We start from the raw sequence: 23,057 nt of genomic DNA, 5'->3' as shown, positions 1-23,057 counted from the left end.
CCGGCACAGCCGCCGCAGCAGGCAGCCCGAGCAGCGCGGCCTCTCCCCGGTGCAGATGGCCTTGCCGAAGGGCACCAGCCTCTCGTTGAGCTCTATCCAGTAGCGCTCCGGCAGCACCGCCACCAGCGCCCGCATGGTCCGCTCCGGCGTGCCGGCCGCCACATAGCCCCAGCGGTTGACGATGCGATGCACGTGGATGTCGACCGAGATCGCCGGCACCCCGAAGCCGACGCCGAGCGTCAGCGCCGCGATCTTCGGGCCGACGCCCCGCAGCGCCATCAGCCCCTCCGCCGTGTCGGGTACCGTGCCCGCCGCGGCGATGCTCCGGGACAGCGCCAGGATGTCGCGCGCCTTGGGCTCGGGGAAGGTGGCGCCGTGCAGCAGGCCGACCAGCGCCTCCTCCGCCAGCGCCGCCATCGCCGCCGGGGTGCGGGCCACGGCAAAGAGCCGCAGGCAGACCGGGGTGGTGGTCTCGTCCCGGGTGCGGGCCGAGATCAGCGCCGCGACCAGCTGCTCGAAGGGGCTGGCATGGCCGCGGTCGCGCAGCTCGAACATCGCCGCCTTGGGCAGCGGCGCGACGGCCTCGCGCAGCAGGCGGAAGGCCTGGTCGATGTCGAAGGGGTCAGGGGCGGGGGCGGCGTCGGCGGCTTGGGGCATCCCGGCCGAACGCCCGGCGCGGGCCGCGGATCACCGGCCGAGCGCCGCCCGGGTGATCGCCGCCAGTTCGTCCAGCCGGTAGGGCTTGGGCAGCAGGGCGATGCCCTCCGCCTCGGCGTCGTGCTTCGCGGTGCCGGCATAGGCGGTGGTCAGCACCACCGGCAGTTCCGGACGGCGGCGGCGCACCTCGCGGACCAGCTCCACCCCGTTCATCCCCCCCGGCATCAGCACGTCGGAGAAGACCAGGTCGATGGCCCGGCCATCGGCCAGCGCCCCGAGCGCCGCCGCGGCGCTGGCCGCCCGGGTCGCCTCGAAGCCCAGCTCGCCGAGCATCTGCCCGACCAGGGCGGCGACCTCGTCGTCGTCCTCGACCAGCAGCACATGGCCGCGGCTGCCCGGCGCCTCGACCCGGCGCGGCTCGGCCGTGGCCCGCACCTCGGCCGCCGGCGGCCGGGCCGAGCGCGGCAGCAGCAGCTCGATGGTGGTGCCGCGGCCGACCGCGGTGTCGATCCGCACGGTGCCGCCGGATTGCCGGGCGAAGCCATAGACCTGCGCCAGGCCGAGGCCAGAGCCCTTGCCGATGTCCTTGGTGGTGAAGAAGGGCTCGAAGACCCGGGCGACGACCTCGGGCGGCATGCCGGTGCCGGTGTCGATCACCGCCAGGCGGACGAAGTCGCCGTGCAGCCCGTCGGCGTCCCAGCCGGCCAGGTTGCTGGCGCGGATGCTGATGGTGCCGCCCTCGGGCATGGCGTCGCGGGCATTCACCGCGAGGTTCAGGATCACCAGCTCCAGCTCGCCCGGGTCGACCTCGACCGGCCAGAGCCCGAGGCCGAAGTCGAGCGCCACGTGCACGTCGCCGCTCAGGCTGCGGTCGAGCAATTCGCGCATCGAGCCGATCTGCCGGCGCAGGTCCACCGGTTCCGCCTGCAGCGCCTGGCGGCGGGAGAAGGCCAGCAGCTGGCGGGTCAGCGCCGCGCCGCGCCCGGCCGCCTGGCGCATGCCGTCCATCAGCCGCCGCTGCCGCGCCGGGTCCTTCTGCCGGCCCAGCATGTCGAGCCCGCCCGAGATGACCATCAGCAGGTTGTTGAAGTCGTGCGCCACGCCGCCGGTGAGCTGGCCGATCGCCTCGATGCGCTGGGCGTGGCGGAGCGATTCCTCGACCCGCTCGCGCTCGGCGATCTGCGCCCGGAGCGCGGCATTGGCCGCCTCCAGCTCCCGGGTGCGGGCGATGACCTGCTCCTCGAGGTGGCGCGCCGCGCTCTCGCCGGCGGCGAGATGCGCCCGCACCTCGTATTGCCGGCGCCGGGCGCGCACCGCGGCCTGGATGGTGGTGGTCAGCGTCAGGGTCTGCACCGGCCGCTCGAGCAGGGAGACGTTGCGCAGCGCGCCCACCAGCCGGCCGCGCTCGGCCACCACCACGGGCTGCTGGCGATGGCTGGTCAGGACGACGAAGGGCATGTCGGACCAGGGCGGCTGGTCCTCGACCCAGCGGACCAGCGGCTCGATCGGCTGGCGGTGCAGCGCCTCCTCGGCGACGAAGACCGCCTCGGCGCCGGCCTCGAGGCAGGCGACCAGGCAGTCCAGGCTGTCGCAGACGCCGGCATCGAGCCCGGCGCGGCGCAGCAGCTCGGCCGAGGCGGGGCCGTCCCGGCCGGTGGGGGCGAGCACCAGGACCCGCGCGCCCCGCGCCCTACCCGTCAGCACTGTCGTCATCGGCGAGCAGCGGCGTGCGGGTGCCGGTATAGACCGGCGTGCCGGTGAAGATGCCGCTGAACTGCTGCAGCGGCGGGCCGATGGCGAGGCCGCGGCCGCTCAGGCGGAATTCGCGGATCCAGCGTTCGTGGGCGCCGCTGCGCTTCTTCACCACCGACAGGGCGCGGCGCACCGAGCCCTCGAACTCGAAGTAGCGCAGCATCAGCACCGCGTCGCTGAGGTAGCTGATGTCGATCGGCGTCTGCATCGGCCCGACCAGCCCGTGCTGCGCCAGCACCAGGATGGTGAGCACACCGAGCTGGTTCAGGTAGCTCAGCAGCTCGTGCATCTGCAGGATCAGGAAGCGCTCGTCCGGCATGGCGCTGAGGTAGCCGTTCAGGCTGTCGATGATGACGATCCGGGCGCCGTCCCGGGTCACCGCCTGGCGGACCAGGTGGACGAATTCGCCGGGGGAGAGCTCGGCCGGGTCGATCTGCTGGATGTGGATCAGCCCGGCGTCGAGGGCGTCCTGCAGCGGCAGGCCGAGCGCCGCGCAGCGGGAGAGGATGGTCGCCCGGCCCTCGTCGAAGGCGTAGAAGACCGTTTTCTCGCCGCGCTCTGCGGCGGCGATGGCATAGGTCAGCGCGACCGAGGACTTGCCGACCCCGGCGGCGCCCAGCAGCAGCGCGCTGCTGCCGCGCTCCAGCCCGCCGCCGACCATCGCATCCAGCTCGGCGCGGCCGCTCGAGACCTTGGCGGTGGCGACCTCCTGCCGGTGCTCGGCGGCGACCAGGCGCGGATAGATCTCGAGCCCGCCGCGCCGGATGGTGAAGTCGTGGAAGCCGCCGCGGAAGGGCATGCCGCGCATCTTCACCACCCGCAGCCGCCGGCGCTCGCCGCCGTAGTCGAGCGCGACCTGCTCGAGCAGCACCACGCCATGGGCGATGGAGTGCAGCTGCAGGTCGTCCGCCTTGGAGGACATGTCGTCCAGCATCAGCACGGTGCAGCACCGGCCGGTGAAGAAATGCTTCAGCGCCAGGATCTGCCGGCGGTAGCGCAGCGAATTCTGCGCCAGCAGCCGCAGCTCGGACAGGCTGTCGAAGACGATGCGGGACGGGTTCAGCGCGGCGACCCGGTCGAAGACCATCTGGGTGGTCTCGCTCAACTCCATCTCGGCGGGATGGAAGACCGTCAGCTCCCGGTTGGGATCGAGGCTGGCCTCGGGCGGGACCAGCTCGAAGACCGCGATCCCGTCGAGGCTCCAGCCGTGGCGCTTCGCCACCAGGCGCAGCTCGCGCTCGGTCTCGGACAGGGAGATGTACAGGACCGTCTCGTGCCGGGCGAGGCCGGCGAAGAGGAATTGCAGCGCCAGGGTGGTTTTGCCGGCGCCGGGGCGGCCCTCCACCAGGTAGAGGCGGTCGGCGTCGACGCCACCGCCGAGGATGTCGTCGAGCCCTGCGCTGCCGGTCGATATGCGGGGGGGATCGTCTTCGGGCGTCGTCGCCCTCTGCTGCGGGTCAGCCATCATTGCTCCCTGCGCCAGGCAGGATCGCCTGGTCGAGCGCCCGAGTCTTCCCCAGCATGTTCCTGCCCCAGGATAACACAACCATGACGGGAAAAATCAGTGGGATTGCACGCATTCGGCGGAGACGGATCCCCGGGGGTTCTACCGCCGCAGAACGTATCGGTGGCGCGGACAGTTCCCCGCCTGCGCGACCGCAGGCAGGGCCGGGGCCAGCTAGCGCGCCCCGGCGAACTCGGCTTCGGCGAGCACCTCCCGGGCGATGCCGAAGGCCTCGCCGGCCGCGGGCACGCCGCAATAGACGCAGCTCTGCAGCAGGACCTCCTGGATCTCCGCCCGGGTGGCGCCATTGGTCAGGGCGCCGCGGAGGTGGATCCGCAGCTCGTTCGGCCTGCCCAGGGCGATCAGCATGCCGAGGTTGACCAGGCTGCGGGTCCGGCGGTCGAGCCCGGGGCGGCCCCAGACCTCGCCCCAGCAGTAGCGCAGCGCCAGCTCCTGGAAGGGCAGGTCGAAGTCGGTCGCCGCCTGCATCGCCGCATCGTGCCGCCCCTGGCCGATGACCTCGGCGCGGCGCCGCTTGCCTTCCTCGAGACGATCGCTGGTCATGCGCATCCGGTCCTGTCGCTGAAAGCCCCGAGTGTCGCGGCCCGGCGGCCGGGCGGCAAGGCCGCCCGGGCCGGTGTTGCCGCCGCCGCCCGACGCGCTACACCGCGGCTGGAACGCGGCCCGGGACCAGGGGACAGGACAGCATGAGCATCAGGATCGTCGGCGTCGTCGGCCTCGGCAACATGGGCCTGCCCATGGCGGCGAGCCTCGCCCGCCAGGGCTTCGAGGTACTGGGCTTCGACCTCAGCGCCGCCCGCCGCGACCTCGCCGCCGCTGAGGGCATCCGCCCGGTGGCGGAGGCGGCGGCGCTGCTGCAGGCGGCCGACGCGGTGGTCTCCTCGCTGCCCTACGGCCGGGACGTGGAGGCGCTGGTGCGGACGCCGGGCGGGCTGCTGGCGCGCCGGGACCGCCGGGTGACGCTGGTCGACACCTCGACCGCCGACCCGGGCACCAGCCGGCGGCTGGCGGCGCTGCTGGAGGCGGCGGGGCATGGCCACCTGGATGCGCCGGTCAGCGGCGGCCCGGCGGGCGCGGCCGCCGGCCAGCTCACCATGATGGTCGGCGGCAGCGAGGCGGATGTCGCCGCGGCGCAGCCGGTGCTCGCGGCGCTGTCGGCCACGGCGCTGCATGTCGGCCCCTCCGGCGCCGGCAACGTCGCCAAGCTGATCAACAACATGCTGGTCGCCGCGCACCTGATCACCAACGGCGAGGCCTTCCGCCTGGCCGAGGCGGCGGGGGTGAAGGCGGAGGCGGTGCTGGCGGTGGTCAATGCGGCGACCGGACGCAGCGCGGTCAGCGAGGCCTTCTTCCCGAAATGGGTGATCCCCGGCCGCTTCGACAGCGGCTTCGCCGCCGGGCTGATGCGCAAGGACGTCGGCCTCGCCGCGGAGCTCGCGCGGGAGGTGGGGCTCGACCTGCCGCTCAGCGGCAAGGTCGCAGCACTCTGGGCCGACAGCCACGCGGCGGTGCCGGATGCGGCCGACTTCACCCGCATGGCCGACTTCCGGCCGCGCGACGGCGGGTGAGCCTCGCTCCGCCGATGCTGTGACGTGTCGGCGCACCCAAAGGGCACAGTCGGCGGCGATCGGCACCGGCCACCCTGGCGGCGCGGCGTGGCCCCGGCTATGCAGGCGGCATGCTGCGCACCATTCGCCTCATCGCCCTGTTGCTGTGCCTGCTGCTGGGTGGCGTCTGGGCCCTGGCCTGGGTGACCCGGGCGCCGGACGAGGGGCTGGCGGATGCCTTCGTCGGCCGGCTCGGGCAGATCTTCGGCGGCGAGGGCAGTCCGGTTTCCTCCGGCGGGGTGCAGCTGCCGCAAGGCATGTCGCTCGGCGGCCCCTTCAGCCTGACCGACCAGACCGGCCGGGCGGTGACCGAGCGCGACTACGCCGGGCGCTGGATGCTGGTGTATTTCGGCTACAGCTTCTGCCCGGACATCTGCCCCACCGAGCTCGGCACCCTGGCGGCGGCGCTGGATGCGATGGGGCGGGCGGGGGAGGCGGTGGTGCCGGCCTTCATATCCGTCGATCCGCAGCGCGACACGCCGGAGCACCTCGCCGATTACGTCAGCCGCTTCCATCCCCGCATGCAGGGGCTGACCGGCACGCCGGAACAGGTGGCAGATGCGGCGCGGCGGTTTAGGGTCTATTACGCCAAGGTTCAGCGGCCCGAGATGACCGATTATCTCATGGACCACTCCAGCTTCATCTATCTGGTGGGGCCGGACGCCAAGGTGAGGACGCTGTTCCGGCCGGAGCTGTCGCCGGAGGCGATCGCCGCGGCGGTGACGGCGCAGGTCGGGCGCACCGGCAGCGGCGGATGACACGGGCGGCGCTGCAAGGCCCCGCATGATCGGCTAGGCTACAATAGCGGAACTGCCCTGGGTTCAGGCTGGCCGCAACCGGAGAAGGCAGTATGGCGGACGACGACTCGGACCAGGATGGCGCGGGGGGGACCGGACGTGGTGCGGCGGCGCCGCGGCACAGCCGCCGTCTGTCCGACAAGATCCTGATCGCCTTCCATCATGCCTGCGACCAGGGCGACTACGAGGTGGCGGAGCAATTGCTGCGCATCCTCGAGATGATGCTGACGCGCCGCCCGGTCTCGCCGGACACCAACCGGCGCCGCAACATGGAAAGCCTGGTCGCGGCGCATGAGCGGCTGTGGCATCTCCGCCACCCGGACACGGCCTCGGGCTGAGGTCAGCCGGCCTCGAGCGCTGCGGCATCGCGCAGGATGGCCTGCGCCGCCGGGGTGAAGCCGTCTTCGGCGTGCAGCACCAGCCCCGGGGCGATGCGGGCCGGGCCGCGGCTGCCGCGCCGGGCCTGCAGCAGCATGCGCTTGGCCGGCATCCCGCCGCGCGGCCAGAAGGGCACCAGCCGGGTGCCGGCGCAGCCGGCGGCGGCGAGCGCCGCCATGGCGGAATCGAGCAGCACCGCGGGCAGGATCAGGCTCAGCGTGCCGCGCCGGGACAGCGGCGTGGCGAGGAAGCGGGCCCAGTCGGCCAGGCTGGCGGCGCCGGCGGGCGCATGCGTCATGCTGCCGCGCTGCGGCACCGGCGGGGTGGTGCCATGCGGCCAGAAGGGCGGGTTGGCGAAGGCGTGGTCGCAGGGCGGCAGCCGCCGGGCCAGCGCGGCATCGCGGATGTCGCCGGTGATGACCTCGGCCGCGACCCCGTTGGCGGCGGCATTGGCGGCGGCGAGCGCGGCCAGCGCCGGGTCGCGCTCCACCGCGATGATCCGGAGTCCGGGCACCCGGGCGGCGAGGCAGAGGAAGGCGGCGCCGCTGCCGCAGCCGGCTTCCAGCACCTGCTGCCCCGGGCGGGCCGGGATGCCGGCCGCCAGCAGCACGGTGTCCAGCCCGGCGCGCAGGCCGAGCACCGGCTGTCGCAGCCGCACCCGGCCGCCGAGCAGCGTGTCGTCCGAATGGGTCACGCGTCGTGGTCCTCGCCGGCCTCCCGCAGCAGGCGGCGGGCGGCGGCGAGGTCTTCCTCGGCGACCGCGAGGCGACGGGGGAAGGCGCCGATGCCGCCTTCGAGCGCGCTGATATGCTGGTCCAGCAGGATGCAGGCGATGCCGGCATCCTTCAGCAAGGCCATGAGGAAGCTGATGCGCACCGGGTCCACGCTTTGCACGATGAGCCGCATGGTCGGTGAAATCCTTGTTTTTCCAGCGCTTGTCGCCAAGTGGCACGGTGGCTATGGTGCCGCCCCCCAAGCCAGGGTCAAGTGTAGTGCCAGCGGTTGCCCGTCTAGTGCCGGATAATTCCCCGATGAAGAGGCCGGCCGCTGGCGGCGAGGATGCGCTGACCGCGCTCATCGCCCTCGTCCAGGCGGACCTGGAGGCCTGCAACCGCCTGATCGTGCAGCGGATGCACTCCCCGGTCGCGCTGATCCCGCAACTGGCCGCGCATATCGTCGCCGCCGGCGGCAAGCGGCTGCGGCCGCTGCTGACCCTGGCGGCGGCGCAGCTCTGCGGCTACCGCGGCGACCGGCACGTGGCGCTCGCCGCCTGCGTCGAGTTCATCCACACCGCCACCCTGCTGCACGATGACGTGGTCGACGAGAGCTCGCTGCGGCGGGGCCAGGCGAGCGCGAATGCGCTGTTCGGCAACAAGCCCAGCGTGCTGGTTGGCGACTTCCTGTTCGCGCGCGCCTTCCAGTTGATGACCGACGACGGCAGCCTGAAGGTGCTCGGCATCCTGTCCCAGGCGGCGGCGACCATCGCCGAGGGCGAGGTGCTGCAGCTCGTCACCCAGAACGACATCTCGACCACCGAGGCGCAGTACCTCGCGGTGATCGAGGGCAAGACCGCCGCGCTCTTCGCCGCGGCGACGCGCATCGGCGCGGTGGTCGCCGACCGGCCGGAGGCGGAGGAGCGGGCGCTCGATGCCTTCGGGCACAACCTCGGCATCGCCTTCCAGCTGGTCGACGACGCGCTGGATTATGCGGCGGAGCAGGAGCGGCTCGGCAAGACGGTCGGCGACGATTTCCGCGAGGGCAAGATCACCCTCCCGGTGCTGCTGGCGCATGCCCGCGGCGATGCGGCGGAGCGCGAGTTCTGGCGCCGCACGCTGGAGGACAAGGAGCAGGCGCCGGAGGATCTGGCCCGCGCCCAGGAGCTGATCGAGCGCCACGGCGCGCTGCGCGACACGGTGGCGCGGGCGCAGGGCTACGGCGATGCGGCGCTGGAGGCCCTGGCGGTTTTCCCGGATGGCCCGGTGCGCCGGGCGCTGGCGGGGATCGTGGCCTTCTGCATCGCCCGGGCGCGGTAGCCGCCCTAGCCGCGCAGCGCCCCGCCGAGGATGACGCCGGCGCCGGCCAGGCAGAGCGCCGCCCCGGCGAGGTCGGTGCCGCTGGGCATCCGCCCCTCCACCGCCCAGAGCCAGAGCAGCGAGGCCACCACATAGACCCCGCCATAGGCGGCATAGGTGCGGCCGGCGGCCTCGCTGTCGACCAGGGTGAGCAGCCAGGCGAAGGCTGCCAGTGCCGCCGCGCCCGGCAGCAGCCACCAGGGCGAGGCGCCGGACCGGAGCACCGACCAGAGGGCGAAGCAGCCGCCGATTTCCGCCAGGGCGGCGAGGGGGTAGAGGGCCAGGGCATGGATCATGCCCCGGCTTCCCCCGCCGCCTCGGCGATTACAAGGCGAAGCGGGTGCCGACGAGCAGGCTGCGGCCCGGCGTGACATAGCCGCTGGTCGGCTCCCAGCGGCTGTTGCCGAGGTTGCGGCCCTCGAGGAAGAGGCTGACCACCTCGGTCGCCTTGTAGGTGGCGCCGAGGTTGACCACGGTGCCGCCCCGGACGGCGCCGCGCGAGCCGAAGTCGCCGGTATTGGTGATCAGGAAGTCGCTCGACCGGCCGGTGAAGAGCACCGTGGGCGCGATGACCAGGCGCGGCGTCGGCACCACCCGGGCGGTGATGCTCACCACATGCTCCGGCCGGCGCAGCAGGCGGCGGTCGGTGATGGCGTCCTCCGCTTCGGTGATGGTCCAGTTCGCCGTGGTCTCCAGCCAGGGGGCCGGGCGGAGCGTGAGGCCCAGCTCGGCGCCATGGATGTCGGCGCGGTCCACGTTGACCGAGGTGAAGACGAAGCCCGGCAGCGGGGCGCGGACCGAGTTGATCAGGTTGGTGATGCGGCTCTGGAAGAAGGTCCAGCTCGCGGTGGCGGCGCGGGGCCGGCCGAACAGCGCCACGTCGGTATCGGCGCCGATCTCCCAGCCGGTGCTGCGCTCCGCCTTGAGCGCGGGGTTGCCGAGGGTCGAGGCATTGGTGCCGAAGCGCTCGTACAGCGAGGGCGCCCGGAAGGCGGTGCCGGCGGAGATGCGGAGGCGGCTGGCCACCTCGGGCAGCGCCAGCACGGCGCCGAGCTGCCAGGTCGTCGCATCGGTGAAGCCGGTGGTGCTGTCCTGGCGCAGGCCGGCGGTCAGGTCGAGCCGCTCCCAGGCGCGGTACTGCAGCGAGGCATAGCCGGCGGTGACATGCTGCTGGGCGAAGACCCGGGTGCGCGAGGCCGGGCTGCCGCTGAGGCTGCGGCTCTCCTCCAGCGCATGGGTGACGCCGAAGGCCAGCGCCCCGTCGGCGAAGGCGCCGAAGCCGGGCAGGCGGACGGTATTGCCCCAGTCGAGGCCGGTGCGGCTGCCGCGGTAGAGGTCGTCGGCGATGCCGGAGGCGCCGGGGTTGGGACGGTTCACGTAGCGCCGGCGGTCCTCGGTGGTGAAGCCGCGCAGGCCGGTGGTCCAGGCGCCGTCCAGCAGCCGGGTCTCGCCGCGGAGCTGGCCGAACCAGCGGCGGTCCTCGCCGGAGTAGTTCGGGTCATCGGCCTGGCGGAAGGCGTTGTTGCTGCCGTCCAGGCCGAAATTGTTCTGCCGCCACTGGACGATGCCCTCCAGCCGGCTGCCCTCGACCGGGGTCCAGCCGAGCCGGGCCATGGTGGACTGGCCGCGGAAGCCGTCGCGCTCGCCGTTGGTGGTCTGCAGCCGCGGCGCCAGGGCATTGGAGCCGCGGGTCGAGAGCGACTGGCCGGAGACGAGGTAGTCGAAGGCCTCCACCCGGCCGGTGGCGCCGAGGTTGCCGCGGATGGTGGAATTGCTGCCGCCGGCGACCTCGCCGAAGGGGGCGAAGACCTTGCCCCCCGGACCCCCTTGGGGCGCCTGGCGGGTGACGAGGTTGATCGCGCCGCCGAGCGCTGCGCTGCCGTAGAGCGAGGCGGCGGGGCCGCGGACCACCTCGATCCGGTCGAGGTTGCCGAGCAGGTCCTGGCCGAAGTTGAAGGCGCCGGCGGGGGTGGAGGCATCGTTGATCGGCACCCCGTCCAGCAGGACCAGGGTATGGCTGCTGTTGGTGCCGCGGGTGAAGGCGCTGGTCTGGCCGCCGAGGCCGCCCTGGCCGACGAGGTTGATGCCGGGGACGGCGGTGAGCGCCTCGGCCAGCGACTGGTAGCCGCGCTCCTCGATGTCCTGCCGGGTGATGACGGTGATGGCGGCGGGGACGCGCTCGGCCGGCGTCGGGATCCGCGTGGCGGTGACGATGGTGTCGGGGATGGCCTGCTGGGCATGGCTTTGGCTGGCCAGGGCGGCGAGGCCGCTGGCGAGGAACAGGGACAGGTGGCGCATCGGGTCCTCCGGATGCGGTGACGACACTGCCCCGCCCGGCGAGGGGAGGGGCGACGGGCGTCGTTCCCGCAATCGGAAGGCCTGCCGCGGGGCGGCGGGCCCATACTCCGGTGCGCCGGTGCACCTCGCCCGGCACGCGCGAGACAACTCTGCGCCGGCCGGTCTCCTGGCTCGCGGTGGGGGCGCCGGGGCGATGTCCCGGGACCCATGGGCCTGCCGCCTTCTCACGCCCGCGAGGGCGCAATGGCTCTGGGCAGGACCTCACCGCCTACAGTTGCGAGGGCAGCCGCGGACCGGCGGTCTTCACCGCCTGCCGCATTCCCGTTTCAGCCCTTGCGGGCCACCGGCGCATGCAGGGCCGATAGCAGGATTGCGGCGGGGGAACAGCCCCCGCCGGGCCATCCCGGCACGGAAGTCACAGGGCCTGTGGCCCTGGCGCCGCAGGCGGCCAGGCCACCGTTCAGAAGATCCAGCCGAGCGCCTTGATGCCGAGCCAGCCGAGTGCGACGAGGACGAAGGTGGCGAAGGCGCAGCCGGCCAGCGTCAGCCCGACGCCCCAGGCGGTGGTGCGGTTGTCGTGCTCCACCAGGCCGAGGGCCATGACGATGTTGCCGAAGGCCGGCGGGCCGTTGGTGCCGGGGCCGGGCAGGATGAGCATCAGCGCGACATAGGCGGTCAGCCAGCCGAACAGCCGGTCCCCGAGCGGCGAGGTGAAGAAGCCGGGGCGGGGGCGAACGTATTGCTCGACCTTGGTCATCCATTTGGAGCCATTGCCGGAGAGGCGCAGCAGGTCGGTGCGCTTGACCGATTGCCGGGCGAGGAAGGCGGGCAGCTTCGGGGTGCGGCGGCCGAGCCCCATCTGCACGCCGAGGATCAGCACCGGCAGGCCGAAGACCGAGGCCATGCCGGGCAGCAGCGAGGGCAGCAGCAGCAGCAGGATCAGCAGGCCGAAGGCGCGGTCGCCAAAGGCCTCGGCCATCTCGCCGAGGGTGATGCGTTCGCCGGGGAAGCGCGCCGCCACCTCGGCCACGATGCGGGAGATGGGTGCCCCCGCGGTACGCCCGCATGAACCAACCTGCGCGCCGACGATCGGCGTTTCGACGTTGCCGTCCATTCCCAGATATTGACCTCATGCCCAGACGTAACGTGCCGACCGCCGCGTCCGGATTGGTTCCGGTTGTGTCACGGCTGGCGGCATCCTAGTCACTCCCGGCGCGTCATGCACCGGGATTTTCGCGCGAACCTGGACACGGGTCCTTGGGTCGTTTCAGCTTCCGGTGAAGGCCGGCTTGCGCTTCTCCATGAAGGCGCGGCGGCCTTCCTTGTAGTCGGCGCTGTCGAAGCAGGCGGCGAGCGCGCGCTTGTAGGCGTCCATGTCGCGGTCGGCGCGGTCCATCAGCACCTGCTTCACGGTCTGCTTGTTGGTCAGCAGGGAGAGCGGGGCGTTGCCGGCCATGGTCGCTGCCAGCTTGGCGACCGTCGCCTCGAGCTCGGCGACCGGGACCACCTTGTTGACCAGGCCGAAGCGCTCGGCCTCCTTCGCATCGAAGCGCTCGCCGGTCATCAGGATCATGTGGGCATGGGCGGGGCCGACCAGGTCGACCAGGGCGCGGACCATGTCGAAGCCATAGGCGATGCCGAGCTTGGCGGCCGGGATGCCGAACTGGCTGTCGTCCGAGGCGATGCGGATATCGGTCGACATCGCGATGCCCAAGCCCCCGCCCATGCAGAAGCCGCGGATCTGGGCGATGACCGGCTTCCTGTAGGCCGAGAGCCTGGCGCGGCCGGCGCTGGTCAGCTTGTCGTATTGGCCTTGGGCATCGGCGTTGTTGCGGACCTTCTCGAACTGCGAGATGTCGGCGCCCGAGACGAAGGCCTTGTCGCCGGCGCCCTGGAGGATGACGCAGCGGACGGATGCATCCTCGGCGAACATCTCCAGCGCCTCGCCCATGCCGGTCCACATGGCGACCGACATGGCGTTGCGCTTCTCGGGCTGGTTGAAGGTGATCCGGCCGACGCCGTCGGCGCTGCTGGCGAGGATCTTACCGTCGGCGAGTTCCATGGTGCTCATGCTCCGCCAAGGGCTCCCTTGGCTTTCAATTCGGCGATGTCGGCAGGCGTCAGCCCGGCCTCGGCCAGGATTTCGTCGTTGTGCTCTCCGAGGTTCGGCATGTCGCGGTAGAAGCCGGTGTCGACGCCCTCGATGTTCACCGGCTGCGCCACGACCTTGATGTCGCCGCGGGTGCGGTGCTGCATCGGCATGGCCATCTCGAGGTGCTGGACCTGGGGGTCCTCGAAGACCTCGCGGATGTTGTTGACGGGGCCGCAGGGGATGCCGGCTTCCTCGAGCTTGTCGATCCAGTACTCGGACGACTGCTGCTTCGTCACTTCGGCGATGACCTGGTTGATCCGCTTGCGGTCCTTGGAGCGGCCGCCGTTGGTCTTCCATTCCTCGACCTCGAGCCATTCCTCATGGCCGGCGGCCTTGCAGAAATTGGTCCAGAGCTTGGCCGAGGAGGCCGCGATGTTGATCGGCTTGTCCTTGGTCGGGAAGACGCCCATCGGGATGTTGACGGGGTGGTCGTTGCCGGCCTGTCCCGCGACCTCGCCATCCATTAGGAAGCGGCTGGCCTGGAAGTCCAGCATGAAGACCTGGGCCTCCAGCAGGGAGGTGTGGACGTAGCCGCCGCGGCCCGTGCGTTCGCGGTCATAGAGCTTCATCATGATGCCCATCGCCAGCAGGTTGCCGGCGGTGAGGTCGTTGATCGGGATGCCGACGCGCATCGGCCCGCGGTCGGGCTCGCCGGTGATGGTCATCAGGCCGCCCATGCCCTGGGCGATCTGGTCGACGCCGCCGCGCTTGGAATAGGGGCCGGTCTGGCCGAAGCCGGAGATGGAGGCGTAGATCAGGCGGGGGTTGAGGTCCTTCAGGTCGTCATAGGCGATCTTCAGGCGGTGCTTGACCTGCATCCGCATGTTCTCGACCAGGATGTCCGCGGTGGCCGCGACCTTGAGGAAGGCGGCGAGGCCGGCCGGGTTCTTCAGGTCGATCGACAGGCCGCGCTTGTTGCGGTGCAGGTTCACCTGGTCGAAGCCGTCGCGGGCGCCGCCGAGGCCGTCGCCCTGGCCGGGCGGCTCGACCCGGATGATGTCGGCGCCCCAGTCGGCCAGGTGGCGGACGCAGGTGGGGCCGGCGCGGGCCAGGGTGAGGTCGAGCACGCGGAGGCCGGCGAGGGGCAGGCGGGTTTCCGCCATGAGTTTGGGGTCGGTCGGGGCTTCGGGCACGGGGTTTCCTCCCTGGATGCCCCGAAGATTAGGGGAGCGCGCCCGGAGTGGCCAGATGGGGGAGGGGCGGCATCAGGCCGGGGTGGTGCCGAGGCGCGACTGCCCCTCCGGGCACAGGTCCCGCAGCACGCAGCGGCCGCAGGCCGGGCCACGGAAGAAGCAGCAGCGCTGGCCGTGCCGCATCAGCATCTGGTGGTGGTCGTAGAAGCCCTGGGCATCCCAGTCCTCCGGCAGCAGGGCTTCCAGCACCGCGTGAGAGGGGCCGACCGCCAGGGATTTCGGGATGAGCCCGAGCCGGGCGGCGACGCGGTGGTGATGGCTGTCCACCGGCAGGGCGCGGCCGCGCAAGGTGCTGAAGGAGAGCACCGCCGCCGCCGTCTTCGGCCCGACGCCGGGCAGGGAGGCGAGCCAGGCCGTCGCCTCCGGCACCGACATGCCGGCGAGATGCGAGAGGTCGAGCAGGCCCTGGCGCTCCGTCAGCGCCCGCAGGGTGCGTTGCAGGGCGGGGGCCTTGGCCTCGGGCCAGGTGACGCCGGCGATGGCGCGCTCGACCTCGGCGACGGGGGCGTCGCGGACGGCGGCCCAGTCCTCGAAGGCGGCGCGCAGGCTGGCGAAGGCGCGGGCGCTGTCGGCGTTCTTGGTGCGGTGGGAGAGCAGGGAGGAGACCAGCTCGTCGAGCGGGGACAGGGCGTGGAAGTACAGGACGGGGCAGCCGTATTCGGCGCAGAGGCGACGGTGGACCTCCAGGGCCAGGTCGCGCTTGGTGGCATCGGGCGCGGGCGCCGGGCGGGGGAGGGGCATGGCGGGTGTAACGGCAGCGGCGCGGGTAGGTTCGCAGCGACCTGGTGCAGGGCCGCGATGGCGCCGCCGGGGCGACCTTCGCGGTGGACGGCGTGGCGTCGCGGGCCGGGTCCGGATCACTTCCGCGGCGGATGCGGCAAATCTCCTGGGCTGCGGCAAAAAGCCCTGCGGCCGTGCGTTGGCTGTCTCTCGCCCGACAGGATGATGCATGACGCCGCTGAACCCCCGCCTCCTCGATACCGGCAGCCCACCCATTCCGGAGATCCAGGCCTGGGGCGCCCGCTATGCGGGCCGGGGCGGGTTGCTCAACATGTGCCAGGCGGTGCCGTCGCATGCGCCGGCACCCGGCATGCTCGAACGCCTCGCCCGCGCGGCGGGGGATCCGGCCTCCGCCACCTATGGCCCGATCCTGGGTGAGGCGGCGCTGCGGGAAGCCTATGCCGCCGATCTCGGCGCGCTCTACGGGGGCCGGATCGATGCCGCGGAGGTGGCCATCACCGCCGGCTGCAACCAGGCCTATTTCGTCGCCATGATGGCGCTGGCGCAGCGCGGCGACGCGGTGCTGCTGCCGACCCCCTGGTACTTCAACCACCGCATGACGCTCGACATGCTCGGCGTCGAGCCGCGCCCGCTGCCCTGCCGCGCGGAGGCGGGCTTCGTGCCCGACCCGGAGGCCGCGGCGGCGCTGATCGACGCGCGGGTGCGGGCCATCGTCCTCGTCACGCCGAACAACCCGACCGGTGCGATCTACCCGCCCGAGGTGATCGCCCGCTTCCATGCCCTGTGCCGGGAGAGGGGCATCTGGCTGGTGCTGGACGAGACCTACCGGGACTTCCTGCCGCCCGGCCATGACCGGCCGCACGGCCTGCTCTCCGGCGAGACCTGGCCGGAGAACCTCGTACAGCTGCACAGCTTCTCGAAGTCCTTCGCCATCCCGGGGCACCGGCTCGGCGCCCTGGGCGCGCCGGCTGCGCTCTTCCCGGAACTCGGCAAGGTCATGGACTGCGTGCAGATCTGCGCCGGGCGGCCGGCCCAGGCCGCGCTCGCCTGGGGGCTCGGCGCGCTGGCGGACTGGCGGGCCGCGAACCGGGCGGAGATGCAGGCCAGGGCGGCGGCCGTGCGCGCCGCCTTCGACCGCCTGCCGGGCTGGGAGTTGCAGTCGCTCGGCGCCTACTTCGCCTATGTGCGGCACCCCTTCGGGGACACCTCCGCCTGGCGGGTGGCGGAGCGGCTGGCCGCCGGGCACGGGCTGCTGTGCCTGCCCGGCCCCGCCTTCGCCGGGGAGGAGGCGCATCTCCGCATCGCCTTCGCCAATGTGGCGGAAGCCGGCATCGCCTCGATGGAGGCGCGGCTGCGGGCGGCCTCCGCCTGACCGCGCCGGGTGGTCAGGCCAGTTCGCTCAGCCCAGCCAGCCCAGCGCCCGCAGCCGCTCGCGCTCGCCGTTCAGGAAACGGTCGCCGATGTCGCCGCGCCAGCGCAGCTCGGGCGCGACGACGTTGCGGGCCCGCGCCCTCGCCTCCTCCTGCGCCGCGGGCACGGTGTCACCGGTGCCGGTGACGATCATCAGGTGGCCGGAGCGGCGGCGGCCCAGCAGCTGGCCGCCCTCCATCCGCATGTCCACCAGGTGGTAGCGGTCCAGCTCGGCCCCTACGGGCGGGCGGAGGAAGAAGACCGGCGGGTCCTCCTCCGGCGTGGCGGTCTCGGTATGGGCGGGAAAGGGCGGCACCGTCAGTACGATGGCGACGGACCAGCCCGGGCGGGTGGCGAAGCGCGCCGGCGTGCCGGCCGGGGCGCCGCCGGCCCCCCCACTGGCCATGCGGGCGAGCAGGTCGCCCCAGCCATCCGGCTGGAGCGCGGCGAGCACGGCGAAGCCGGGATTGCCGAAGCGGCAGGTGAATTCGAGCGGCCAGGCGCCGCGCTCGTCGACGATCATGTTGAGGTTGACGTAGCCGACGTGCCCGGCCGCGGCGAAGCGCGGCGCGAGGCGGCCGAGCGTCGCGGCGAACAGCGGCTCGGATCCGTCGTAGGCGGCAAGCGTCCCCATCTCGCCGGTCATCTCGCCCATCTCGCCGGGGAAGAAGCGCTTGTGCTCGAAGTCGATGCAGGCGGGGCGGAGGAAGCGGGTCCCGTCGAAATAGGCGCCGACGCCGACCTCGACCCCCTCCAGCCGCTCCATCAGCAGCACGCGGCCCTCCCCGGCACGGCGGAGCATGAAGGCGAGGTCGGCGCCCTCCGGGTGGTCGCCGACGAAGGTGGTGCGCGCGGTGTCGTCGTGCTTCAGCACGTAGCGCCCGGGATGCTGCCCGAGCCAGGCGAGGGCGAGCGCGGGACGGGCGAAGGAATGGCTCTCGGCGATGGCGAGCCCGGCCTCCCGCAGCATGGCCTGGCCGAAGGCGCGATCCTGCTCCAGCCGGTCGCCGAAGGCGCTGCCGCCGACGACGCGGAACCCTCGGGCGCGCAACTCATCCTGCAGCGTGCCGCGGCCGACCCGCTCGAAGAGGATGACGCCGTCCCGCCCGACCCAGTCGAGCTCCGCCCGCCAGTCCGCGATGCAGTCGATCAGCCCGCCGAAGGCCCGCTGCTCCGGCGGATCCTCGGCGAAGACCCGGACCTCGTGGCCCTCCCGGCGAAGCGTCAGGTAGATATCGCCGAGATAGGCGCGAGGCCCGATGGCAAGGATCCGCATGCGTGTTCCGTTCCTCACTCACGGCGGGAGCCCGAGGCCAGCGCCCTCGGCCTTGAACCCCCAAAATCACCGATACCGGAACGCCGCATCCGTCAGGTCGATCGCCGGGAATTCGTCCTTCTCCGCCCAGTAGTCCTGGGTATGCTGCCATTCCGGCTTGTCGATCCGCTTCGGCAGCAGGTGCATGCCGCGCATCAGGTAGCCCGGGTTGAAGTTCTCCGGGTCGATCCAGGGCAGCAGCGGCAGGCCTTCGTCCTCGGGCCGTAGCGCCGGCGTCACCTGCCTGGCGCCGATGGCGTCCATGTGCCGCAGCAGGCGGCAGACGAAGTCGCCGACGAGATCCGCCCGCAGGGTCCAGCTGGCACGGAAGTAGCCGAAGACCCAGGCCATGTTGGGCACGCCGGTGAACATCATGCCGCGGTAGGTGACGGTGCTGCCGAAATCGAGCGGCTGGCCGTCGATCTCGAAGGCGATGTCGCCGAGGACGTTCAGGTTGAAGCCGGTGGCGGTGACGATGATGTCGGCCTCGAGGTGCTGGCCGGATTTGAGCTGGATGCCGCCTTCGGTGAAGCCCTCGATCTCGTCGGTCACGACCGAGGCACGGCCCTTGGCGACTTCCTGGAAGAGGTCGCCGTCCGGGATGAAGGCGAGGCGCTGGCGCCACGGCCGGTAGCCCGGGGTGAAGTGCGGGTCGACCGGGTAATCCTTGCCGACATAGGTCTGCACGTTGGCGAGGAGTTCCTGGCGGACGACCTCCGGCTCCTCGAAGGTGCGGCGGGTGAAGACCGCCTGGTCGCGCAGGATGGTGCGGCGGGTGATCTCGTGGATCCAGGTCTCGTCGATGTCGAGGCTGCGGAGCTCGTCCGCGATGGCGATGGCGTTGCGGCCGGTGCGGAAGTAGGTCGGCGTGCGCTGGAGCATGGTGACATGCGCGGCCTTGGCGGCCATGGCGGGGACGACCGTCGCGGCGGTCGCGCCGGAGCCGATGACGATGACGCGCTTGCCCGAGTAGTCGAGTTCCTCCGGCCATTCCTGCGGGTGGATGAGCTGGCCCTGGAATTTCTCCATGCCGGGCCATTCGGGGGTGTAGCCCTTCTCGTGCCGGTAGTAGCCCTGGCACATCCAGAGGAAGTTGGCGGTGAACCGGACCGCCTCGCCGGTGTCGCCGCGGGTCGCGGTGACGGTCCACATCTGGTGCTCGCTGGACCAGGCGGCGGAGGCGATGCGGTGGTTGTAGCGGATGTGCTGGTCGAGCCCGGCCTCGGCGATGACCTCGCCCATGTAGCGGCGGATCTCCTCGGCGGTGGCGATCGGGGCGCCGGTCCAGGGCTTGAAGCGGTAGCCGAAGGTATAGAGGTCCGAATCCGAGCGGATGCCGGGGTATTTATGGGTCAGCCAGGTGCCGCCGAAGCTGTCCTGCGCCTCGAGGATGGCGAAGGTCTTGCCAGGGCATTGCTGCTGCAGGTGCCAGGCGCCGCCGATGCCGGAGATGCCGGCGCCGACGATCAGCACGTCGACATGGGTGGTGGGCTGGGAGACGGGCGGGCGGGCGAGGGTCTCGTTCTCGGACATGGGGGGCGATCTTCTTCGGCTGAGGGCGCGAGGCGATGCTTCGTGGCAGCAAGGCTATACCCGGGCGGGGGCCCAGGCCAAGCATAGCCTGCTATCGATTGGCAGGCGGCGCTTCCGTTCGATGGTGGATCGGACCTAGTCTCCCCGCAACCGCCAGGCGGCGGGCGTCCGGAGCGAACCGGGCGCGTGGGGAGGAATGCAGCATGCAGCGAAGGTCGTTCAATCTTGCCGTGGCGGCGCTGGCGGGCGGCGCGGCGCTGGGCCCGGCGCGGGCGCAGCAGGCCGGCTGGACCGCTCTCTTCAACGGCACCGGCTTCGAGGGCTGGGACAAGCTCGGCGCGGCCAACTGGCGGGTGGAGGAGGGGATGCTGGTCGCCGACCGGGGGAACGGCTTCCTGGTCTCCCAGGCCTCCTACGGGGATTTCGAGCTGCGGGCGGAGTTCTGGGTGGATACCGCGACGAACAGCGGCATCTTCATCCGGGCGACCGACCCCGCCACCATCACCTCCGCCAACGGCTACGAGGTGAACATCTGGGACGAGCGGCCGGAGCCGAAATACGGCACCGGCGCCATCGTCGATGTCGGCGCGGTCGACCCCATGCCCAAGGCCGGCGGGCGCTGGAACACCTTCGAGATCACCGCCAAGGGGGACCGCTTCACCGTGGTGCTGAACGGGCAGAAGACGGTGGATGGGGCGCGGGATGCGAAGCATGCCAGCGGGCGGATCGCCCTGCAGCACGGTGACGGGCTGAAGGACGACAAGGGCGTGGCGAACGACCGCGGGGTGGTCCGCTTCCGCAAGGTGGAGATCCGGACGCTGTAGTCCGAGATGGAGCCGGTCGACCTCGCGCTGTGCCTGGCGATCGATGTCTCGGCCAGCATCGACTACGACGAGTTCGGGTTGATGCTGGGCGGGACGGCGGCGGCGTTCCGGGATGGGGAGGTCGTGGCGGCCTGCCTCGGCGGGCCGCGCGGGGCGGTGGCGGTGGCGGCGGTCTTCTGGTCCTCGGCCGGGCCGCCGCAGGGCGGGCCGGAGGTGGCGGTGCCCTGGATGCGGGTCGACAGCTTGGCGGCGGCCGCGGCGCTGGCCGAGGCGCTGGAGGCGGCACCACGGCTGCCGCAGGCCGGGGCGACCGCGCTGGGGCAGGGCATGGCGGCCGGCCTGGCGCTGCTGGCGCGCTGCCCGGCGGAGGCGACGCGGCTGGTGCTGGATGTCTCGGGCGACGGGCGGCACAACCAGGGGCGGGCGCCGGGGCCGGTGCGGGATATCGGCGTGGCGGCGGGGGTCACCATCAACGGGCTGGCGGTGCTGAACGAGGAGCCGGACCTGCTGGATCACTACCGGGCGGAGGTCATCGGCGGCCCCGGCAGCTTCGCCGTGCCTTGCGCCGATTATGCCGATTTCGCCGCGGCGATCCGCGCCAAGCTGCTGCGGGAGATCGGCGGCCTTCTCCTGTCCGGCCTGGATGCGGTATTCCACCCGGGCGTCTAGAGGTGCCCCTTCATGCTGCTGCTCATCCCCGGCCCGGTGCAGACCCGCGCGGAAACCCGCGCCGCCATGGCGCAGGACATCGCGCCCTGGGACCTCGGCTTCCGCGCCGTCTATGCCGGCATCCGGGACGACGTGCGGAGGATCGCCGGCGGGGTTGAGGGGGTGCATGCGACCCTGCCGCTGCAGGGCTGCGGGCATTTCATCATGGAAGCGGCGATCCGCACCTTCGTGCCGGTGACGGGCAAGCTGCTGATCGCCCACAACGGCTCCTACGCGGACCGGGCGGTGCGGCTGGCGACGGAGGCCGGGCGGCAGGTCGTGACCCTGCCCGGGCCGGATACGCGGCCGGTGACGGCGGAAGAGATCGGCGCCGCGCTGGCCGCCGACCCCGGCATCACCCATGTCGCCATCGTCCATCATGAGACGGGCAGCGGCATCGTCAACGACCCGGAGGTCATCGGGCCGGTGGTGCGGGCGGCCGGGCGGCGGCTGATCCTCGACAGCGTCTCGGCCTTCGGGGCGCTGCCGGTGAACCTGGCCGCGCATCCGGAGGTCGACGTGGTGCTCTTCACCTCCGGCAAGTGCCTGGAAGGGCTGCCGGGGATCGGCTTCGCGGTGGCGCGGATCGACAGCGTGCTGGCGGCGGCCGGCAATGCCGGGTCCTGGTCCTTCGACCTCTCGGATGTCTACCAGCATGCGCTGCGGGCGGGCTGGGGGAGCTTCCGCTTCACCCCGCCGGTGCAGGCGCTGGCGGCCTTCCGGGTGGCGCTGGATGCCTTCGCGCAGGAGGGCGGGCAGCCGGCGCGGCTGGCGCGCTACCGCGAGAATTGCCGGGTGCTGTACGATGGGGTGAAGGCGCTGGGGCTGACCCCCTACCTCGAGCCGCGGCACCAGGGGCCGGTGATCGTCACCGTCCACCAGCCGGCCGATCCGGCCTTCGTGCTGCAGGGCTTCGTCGATGCGCTGAAGGCGCGCGGCGTGCTCATCAGCAATTTCCACAACACCAAGGCGCCGAGCTTCCGCGTCGGCTGCGTCGGCGCCATTACGCCCGAGGACATGCGGGGCGCCGTCGCGGCGATCGGCGGGGCGCTGGACGACCTCGGCGTCAGGCGACGGGAGGCCGCCTGACGCCAGGGCCGGTCAGAAGCGGTAGCGGACGCTGGCGCCGATGATCCAGGGGTCGAGGTCCACCCGCGCATGCACCAGGCCGGAGTTGACGCTGGCATCGGGGCGCAGGAACAGCTTCTTCAAATCGGCATTGACCAGCCAGTTCGGCGCGATCTCGTAGTCGGCGCCGAGGTTCAGCGCGAAGCCGACGGCGGTATCGACGACCAGGCGGTTCACCGGCTCGGTGCGGCGGCCGCCCTCGCCGTAGAAGAAGCTGACGTTGAGGCCGGCGCCGACATAGGGGCTGAAGCGCGCGGCCGGGAAGGGGTGGAACTGCAGGGTCAGGGTCGGCGGCAGCACCCAGACATGGCCGAGGTCGAGGTTGCCGAGCGCCGAGCCCTTCACGCTGACATCGTGCCGCGTGGTGGCGGCGATCAGGTTCAGCGCGATCTGCGGGGTGACGAAGTAGGAGAGGTCGAGCTGCGGGCTGGCGCTGTTGCTCGCCTCTGGCTTGCCGCCGATGAGATCCACGCGGCCACCGTTGCTCGGCAGCACGCCGATGGCGCCGAGGCCGAGGACGAGGTCGCCCGCCTGCTTGCCGCGCACCACATCCGAGCCCACCTGGGCCGCGGCCGGCGTGGCGATGGCGGCGGCCAGCGCCAGGGCACCAGCCAGCTTCGATAAAGTCTTGCGCATGTCCCTCGCATCCATTCCAGGCAGCCGCTGCTGCCGGGGGGACCCTAGGCGAGGGAGGCAGACCGATCCTTGAGCGAAATCAAAACGCCGGGAGAACCTGCGTTTTTCGGGCGCCGGTCAGGACTTCTTTTTCTTCTTCTTGGCCGCCTCGCCGGTGGGGTGGCCCGCCGCGGCGAGCGACAGCAGCCGGCCCGGCAGGGACTCGAGGATCGCCGGCCGGCGCTCCTTCTCCTTCTTCCAGTGCTTCTTGTCCTTGCGGGTCATTCCGCAGCCGAGGCACCAGCCGGAGGCCTCGTCGTAGCGACAGATATCGATGCAGGGGCTTGCCATG

24 protein-coding genes and 1 riboswitch are annotated in these 23,057 nt (G+C 72.1%); of the genes, 8 read left to right on the top strand and 16 right to left on the bottom strand.

What is annotated here, in order from left to right:
* From QWZ14_RS09050 to QWZ14_RS09035, 4 genes are all read right to left on the bottom strand, one after another.
* Window positions 1-657: endonuclease III domain-containing protein (locus QWZ14_RS09050; protein WP_290316307.1), on the bottom strand; the 657-nt coding region annotated here is incomplete at its 3' end.
* A 30-nt stretch (window positions 658-687) separates the two neighbouring features.
* Window positions 688-2,325 (bottom strand): ATP-binding protein, encoded by a 1,638-nt coding sequence (locus QWZ14_RS09045; protein ID WP_290316306.1) that lies wholly within the window; start codon window positions 2,323-2,325, stop codon window positions 688-690.
* 22 nt (window positions 2,326-2,347) lie between these two features.
* On the bottom strand, window positions 2,348-3,874 hold the full coding sequence (locus QWZ14_RS09040) for an ATPase domain-containing protein (protein ID WP_290316305.1): 1,527 nt from the start codon (window positions 3,872-3,874) through the stop codon (window positions 2,348-2,350).
* A gap of 213 nt (window positions 3,875-4,087) precedes the next feature.
* Complete coding sequence (locus QWZ14_RS09035) at window positions 4,088-4,477, bottom strand: carboxymuconolactone decarboxylase family protein (protein ID WP_290316304.1); 390 nt, start codon at window positions 4,475-4,477, stop codon at window positions 4,088-4,090.
* Between the two features lie 143 nt (window positions 4,478-4,620).
* Here QWZ14_RS09035 and QWZ14_RS09030 point away from each other — a divergent pair, with 143 nt between their 5' ends.
* The 3 genes from QWZ14_RS09030 to QWZ14_RS09020 all read left to right on the top strand — a co-directional run bounded on the left by QWZ14_RS09030 (window position 4,621) and on the right by QWZ14_RS09020 (window position 6,676).
* The gene (locus QWZ14_RS09030; protein WP_290316303.1) at window positions 4,621-5,502 is read left to right on the top strand and encodes an NAD(P)-dependent oxidoreductase; all 882 of its coding nucleotides are present in this window, start codon (window positions 4,621-4,623) and stop codon (window positions 5,500-5,502) included.
* A gap of 110 nt (window positions 5,503-5,612) precedes the next feature.
* Window positions 5,613-6,299 (top strand): SCO family protein, encoded by a 687-nt coding sequence (locus QWZ14_RS09025; RefSeq protein ID WP_290316302.1) that lies wholly within the window; start codon window positions 5,613-5,615, stop codon window positions 6,297-6,299.
* Between the two features lie 92 nt (window positions 6,300-6,391).
* Window positions 6,392-6,676, top strand: coding sequence for a hypothetical protein (locus QWZ14_RS09020; RefSeq protein ID WP_290316301.1), 285 nt, complete (start codon window positions 6,392-6,394; stop codon window positions 6,674-6,676).
* Between the two features lie 2 nt (window positions 6,677-6,678).
* On the opposite strand, the gene QWZ14_RS09015 is transcribed toward QWZ14_RS09020, so the two are convergent.
* Together QWZ14_RS09015 and QWZ14_RS09010 are read right to left on the bottom strand one after the other, a co-directional pair.
* Complete coding sequence (locus QWZ14_RS09015; protein WP_290316300.1) at window positions 6,679-7,410, bottom strand: tRNA1(Val) (adenine(37)-N6)-methyltransferase; 732 nt, start codon at window positions 7,408-7,410, stop codon at window positions 6,679-6,681.
* Window positions 7,407-7,622 carry a putative signal transducing protein gene (locus QWZ14_RS09010; RefSeq protein WP_290316299.1) on the bottom strand — a complete coding sequence of 72 codons (216 nt, stop codon included), beginning with the start codon at window positions 7,620-7,622 and terminating at the stop codon, window positions 7,407-7,409. Before QWZ14_RS09010 ends, QWZ14_RS09015 begins: the two co-directional genes overlap by 4 nt.
* Before the next feature lie 125 nt (window positions 7,623-7,747).
* Between QWZ14_RS09010 and QWZ14_RS09005 the strand changes: the two genes are divergently transcribed.
* The gene (locus QWZ14_RS09005) at window positions 7,748-8,749 is read left to right on the top strand and encodes a polyprenyl synthetase family protein (RefSeq protein WP_290316298.1); all 1,002 of its coding nucleotides are present in this window, start codon (window positions 7,748-7,750) and stop codon (window positions 8,747-8,749) included.
* Between the two features lie 5 nt (window positions 8,750-8,754).
* Here the strand turns inward: QWZ14_RS09005 and QWZ14_RS09000 are convergent, their stop codons facing one another.
* From QWZ14_RS09000 to QWZ14_RS08975, 6 genes are all read right to left on the bottom strand, one after another.
* Window positions 8,755-9,084 (bottom strand): YnfA family protein, encoded by a 330-nt coding sequence (locus QWZ14_RS09000; protein ID WP_408903656.1) that lies wholly within the window; start codon window positions 9,082-9,084, stop codon window positions 8,755-8,757.
* 28 nt (window positions 9,085-9,112) lie between these two features.
* Complete coding sequence (locus tag QWZ14_RS08995) at window positions 9,113-11,086, bottom strand: TonB-dependent receptor plug domain-containing protein (RefSeq protein ID WP_290316297.1); 1,974 nt, start codon at window positions 11,084-11,086, stop codon at window positions 9,113-9,115.
* A gap of 139 nt (window positions 11,087-11,225) precedes the next feature.
* A riboswitch (cobalamin riboswitch) is annotated at window positions 11,226-11,449 on the bottom strand.
* Window positions 11,450-11,546: 97 nt separating this feature from the next.
* On the bottom strand, window positions 11,547-12,200 hold the full coding sequence (locus QWZ14_RS08990) for an exopolysaccharide biosynthesis protein (RefSeq protein WP_290316296.1): 654 nt from the start codon (window positions 12,198-12,200) through the stop codon (window positions 11,547-11,549).
* Window positions 12,201-12,353: 153 nt separating this feature from the next.
* The gene (locus QWZ14_RS08985; protein WP_290316295.1) at window positions 12,354-13,157 is read right to left on the bottom strand and encodes an enoyl-CoA hydratase; all 804 of its coding nucleotides are present in this window, start codon (window positions 13,155-13,157) and stop codon (window positions 12,354-12,356) included.
* Window positions 13,154-14,371, bottom strand: a complete 1,218-nt coding sequence (locus QWZ14_RS08980; RefSeq protein WP_290316294.1) for a CaiB/BaiF CoA transferase family protein — start codon at window positions 14,369-14,371, stop codon at window positions 13,154-13,156. The genes QWZ14_RS08985 and QWZ14_RS08980 overlap by 4 nt, the downstream gene beginning before the upstream one ends.
* 72 nt (window positions 14,372-14,443) lie before the next feature.
* Window positions 14,444-15,172, bottom strand: coding sequence for an endonuclease III domain-containing protein (locus tag QWZ14_RS08975; protein WP_290316293.1), 729 nt, complete (start codon window positions 15,170-15,172; stop codon window positions 14,444-14,446).
* Window positions 15,173-15,380: 208 nt separating this feature from the next.
* Between QWZ14_RS08975 and QWZ14_RS08970 the strand changes: the two genes are divergently transcribed.
* The gene (locus tag QWZ14_RS08970; RefSeq protein ID WP_290316292.1) at window positions 15,381-16,544 is read left to right on the top strand and encodes an aminotransferase; all 1,164 of its coding nucleotides are present in this window, start codon (window positions 15,381-15,383) and stop codon (window positions 16,542-16,544) included.
* Between the two features lie 27 nt (window positions 16,545-16,571).
* Here the strand turns inward: QWZ14_RS08970 and QWZ14_RS08965 are convergent, their stop codons facing one another.
* Both QWZ14_RS08965 and QWZ14_RS08960 read right to left on the bottom strand, forming a co-directional pair.
* Entirely contained in the window at window positions 16,572-17,858 is a 1,287-nt protein-coding gene (locus QWZ14_RS08965; protein ID WP_290316291.1) for a hypothetical protein, read from the bottom strand.
* Window positions 17,859-17,924: 66 nt separating this feature from the next.
* Window positions 17,925-19,430, bottom strand: coding sequence for a flavin-containing monooxygenase (locus tag QWZ14_RS08960; protein ID WP_290316290.1), 1,506 nt, complete (start codon window positions 19,428-19,430; stop codon window positions 17,925-17,927).
* Between the two features lie 203 nt (window positions 19,431-19,633).
* Between QWZ14_RS08960 and QWZ14_RS08955 the strand changes: the two genes are divergently transcribed.
* The 3 genes from QWZ14_RS08955 to QWZ14_RS08945 are packed head-to-tail and all read left to right on the top strand — an operon-like array spanning window position 19,634 to window position 22,051.
* Entirely contained in the window at window positions 19,634-20,254 is a 621-nt protein-coding gene (locus tag QWZ14_RS08955) for a 3-keto-disaccharide hydrolase (RefSeq protein WP_290316289.1), read from the top strand.
* Between the two features lie 6 nt (window positions 20,255-20,260).
* On the top strand, window positions 20,261-20,923 hold the full coding sequence (locus QWZ14_RS08950; RefSeq protein ID WP_290316288.1) for a DUF1194 domain-containing protein: 663 nt from the start codon (window positions 20,261-20,263) through the stop codon (window positions 20,921-20,923).
* A 12-nt stretch (window positions 20,924-20,935) separates the two neighbouring features.
* Window positions 20,936-22,051, top strand: a complete 1,116-nt coding sequence (locus tag QWZ14_RS08945) for a 2-aminoethylphosphonate--pyruvate transaminase (protein WP_290316287.1) — start codon at window positions 20,936-20,938, stop codon at window positions 22,049-22,051.
* 12 nt (window positions 22,052-22,063) lie between these two features.
* On the opposite strand, the gene QWZ14_RS08940 is transcribed toward QWZ14_RS08945, so the two are convergent.
* Window positions 22,064-22,726, bottom strand: a complete 663-nt coding sequence (locus QWZ14_RS08940) for an OmpW/AlkL family protein (protein ID WP_290316286.1) — start codon at window positions 22,724-22,726, stop codon at window positions 22,064-22,066.
* A 117-nt stretch (window positions 22,727-22,843) separates the two neighbouring features.
* Window positions 22,844-23,056 (bottom strand): DUF1289 domain-containing protein, encoded by a 213-nt coding sequence (locus QWZ14_RS08935; RefSeq protein ID WP_290316285.1) that lies wholly within the window; start codon window positions 23,054-23,056, stop codon window positions 22,844-22,846.
* Window position 23,057 lies beyond the last annotated feature (1 nt).

It is taken from the genome of Paeniroseomonas aquatica, assembly GCF_030409335.1.
Lineage (GTDB): Bacteria > Pseudomonadota > Alphaproteobacteria > Acetobacterales > Acetobacteraceae > Belnapia > Belnapia aquatica.
The sequence above is the reverse complement of the archived record's forward strand: the minus strand, read 5'-3'. Positions and strand labels throughout refer to the sequence as shown.

Excerpts from the sequence above, each read along its gene's own strand:
- QWZ14_RS08940 (WP_290316286.1), bottom strand. The coding sequence starts at position 22,726 with ATGCGCAAGACTTTATCGAAGCTGGCTGGTGCCCTGGCGCTGGCCGCC.
- QWZ14_RS09025 (WP_290316302.1), top strand. The coding sequence starts at position 5,613 with ATGCTGCGCACCATTCGCCTCATCGCCCTGTTGCTGTGCCTGCTGCTG.
- QWZ14_RS08970 (WP_290316292.1), top strand. The coding sequence starts at position 15,381 with ATGACGCCGCTGAACCCCCGCCTCCTCGATACCGGCAGCCCACCCATT.
- QWZ14_RS09005 (WP_290316298.1), top strand. The coding sequence starts at position 7,748 with ATGAAGAGGCCGGCCGCTGGCGGCGAGGATGCGCTGACCGCGCTCATC.
- QWZ14_RS08950 (WP_290316288.1), top strand. The coding sequence starts at position 20,261 with ATGGAGCCGGTCGACCTCGCGCTGTGCCTGGCGATCGATGTCTCGGCC.
- QWZ14_RS08975 (WP_290316293.1), bottom strand. The coding sequence starts at position 15,172 with ATGCCCCTCCCCCGCCCGGCGCCCGCGCCCGATGCCACCAAGCGCGAC.
- QWZ14_RS09030 (WP_290316303.1), top strand. The coding sequence starts at position 4,621 with ATGAGCATCAGGATCGTCGGCGTCGTCGGCCTCGGCAACATGGGCCTG.
- QWZ14_RS08985 (WP_290316295.1), bottom strand. The coding sequence starts at position 13,157 with ATGAGCACCATGGAACTCGCCGACGGTAAGATCCTCGCCAGCAGCGCC.
- QWZ14_RS08960 (WP_290316290.1), bottom strand. The coding sequence starts at position 19,430 with ATGTCCGAGAACGAGACCCTCGCCCGCCCGCCCGTCTCCCAGCCCACC.
- QWZ14_RS08995 (WP_290316297.1), bottom strand. The coding sequence starts at position 11,086 with ATGCGCCACCTGTCCCTGTTCCTCGCCAGCGGCCTCGCCGCCCTGGCC.
- QWZ14_RS08935 (WP_290316285.1), bottom strand. The coding sequence starts at position 23,056 with ATGGCAAGCCCCTGCATCGATATCTGTCGCTACGACGAGGCCTCCGGC.
- QWZ14_RS09010 (WP_290316299.1), bottom strand. The coding sequence starts at position 7,622 with ATGCGGCTCATCGTGCAAAGCGTGGACCCGGTGCGCATCAGCTTCCTC.
- QWZ14_RS08990 (WP_290316296.1), bottom strand. The coding sequence starts at position 12,200 with ATGGACGGCAACGTCGAAACGCCGATCGTCGGCGCGCAGGTTGGTTCA.
- QWZ14_RS08965 (WP_290316291.1), bottom strand. The coding sequence starts at position 17,858 with ATGCGGATCCTTGCCATCGGGCCTCGCGCCTATCTCGGCGATATCTAC.
- QWZ14_RS09020 (WP_290316301.1), top strand. The coding sequence starts at position 6,392 with ATGGCGGACGACGACTCGGACCAGGATGGCGCGGGGGGGACCGGACGT.
- QWZ14_RS09040 (WP_290316305.1), bottom strand. The coding sequence starts at position 3,874 with ATGGCTGACCCGCAGCAGAGGGCGACGACGCCCGAAGACGATCCCCCC.
- QWZ14_RS09000 (WP_408903656.1), bottom strand. The coding sequence starts at position 9,084 with ATGATCCATGCCCTGGCCCTCTACCCCCTCGCCGCCCTGGCGGAAATC.
- QWZ14_RS08945 (WP_290316287.1), top strand. The coding sequence starts at position 20,936 with ATGCTGCTGCTCATCCCCGGCCCGGTGCAGACCCGCGCGGAAACCCGC.
- QWZ14_RS09035 (WP_290316304.1), bottom strand. The coding sequence starts at position 4,477 with ATGACCAGCGATCGTCTCGAGGAAGGCAAGCGGCGCCGCGCCGAGGTC.
- QWZ14_RS08955 (WP_290316289.1), top strand. The coding sequence starts at position 19,634 with ATGCAGCGAAGGTCGTTCAATCTTGCCGTGGCGGCGCTGGCGGGCGGC.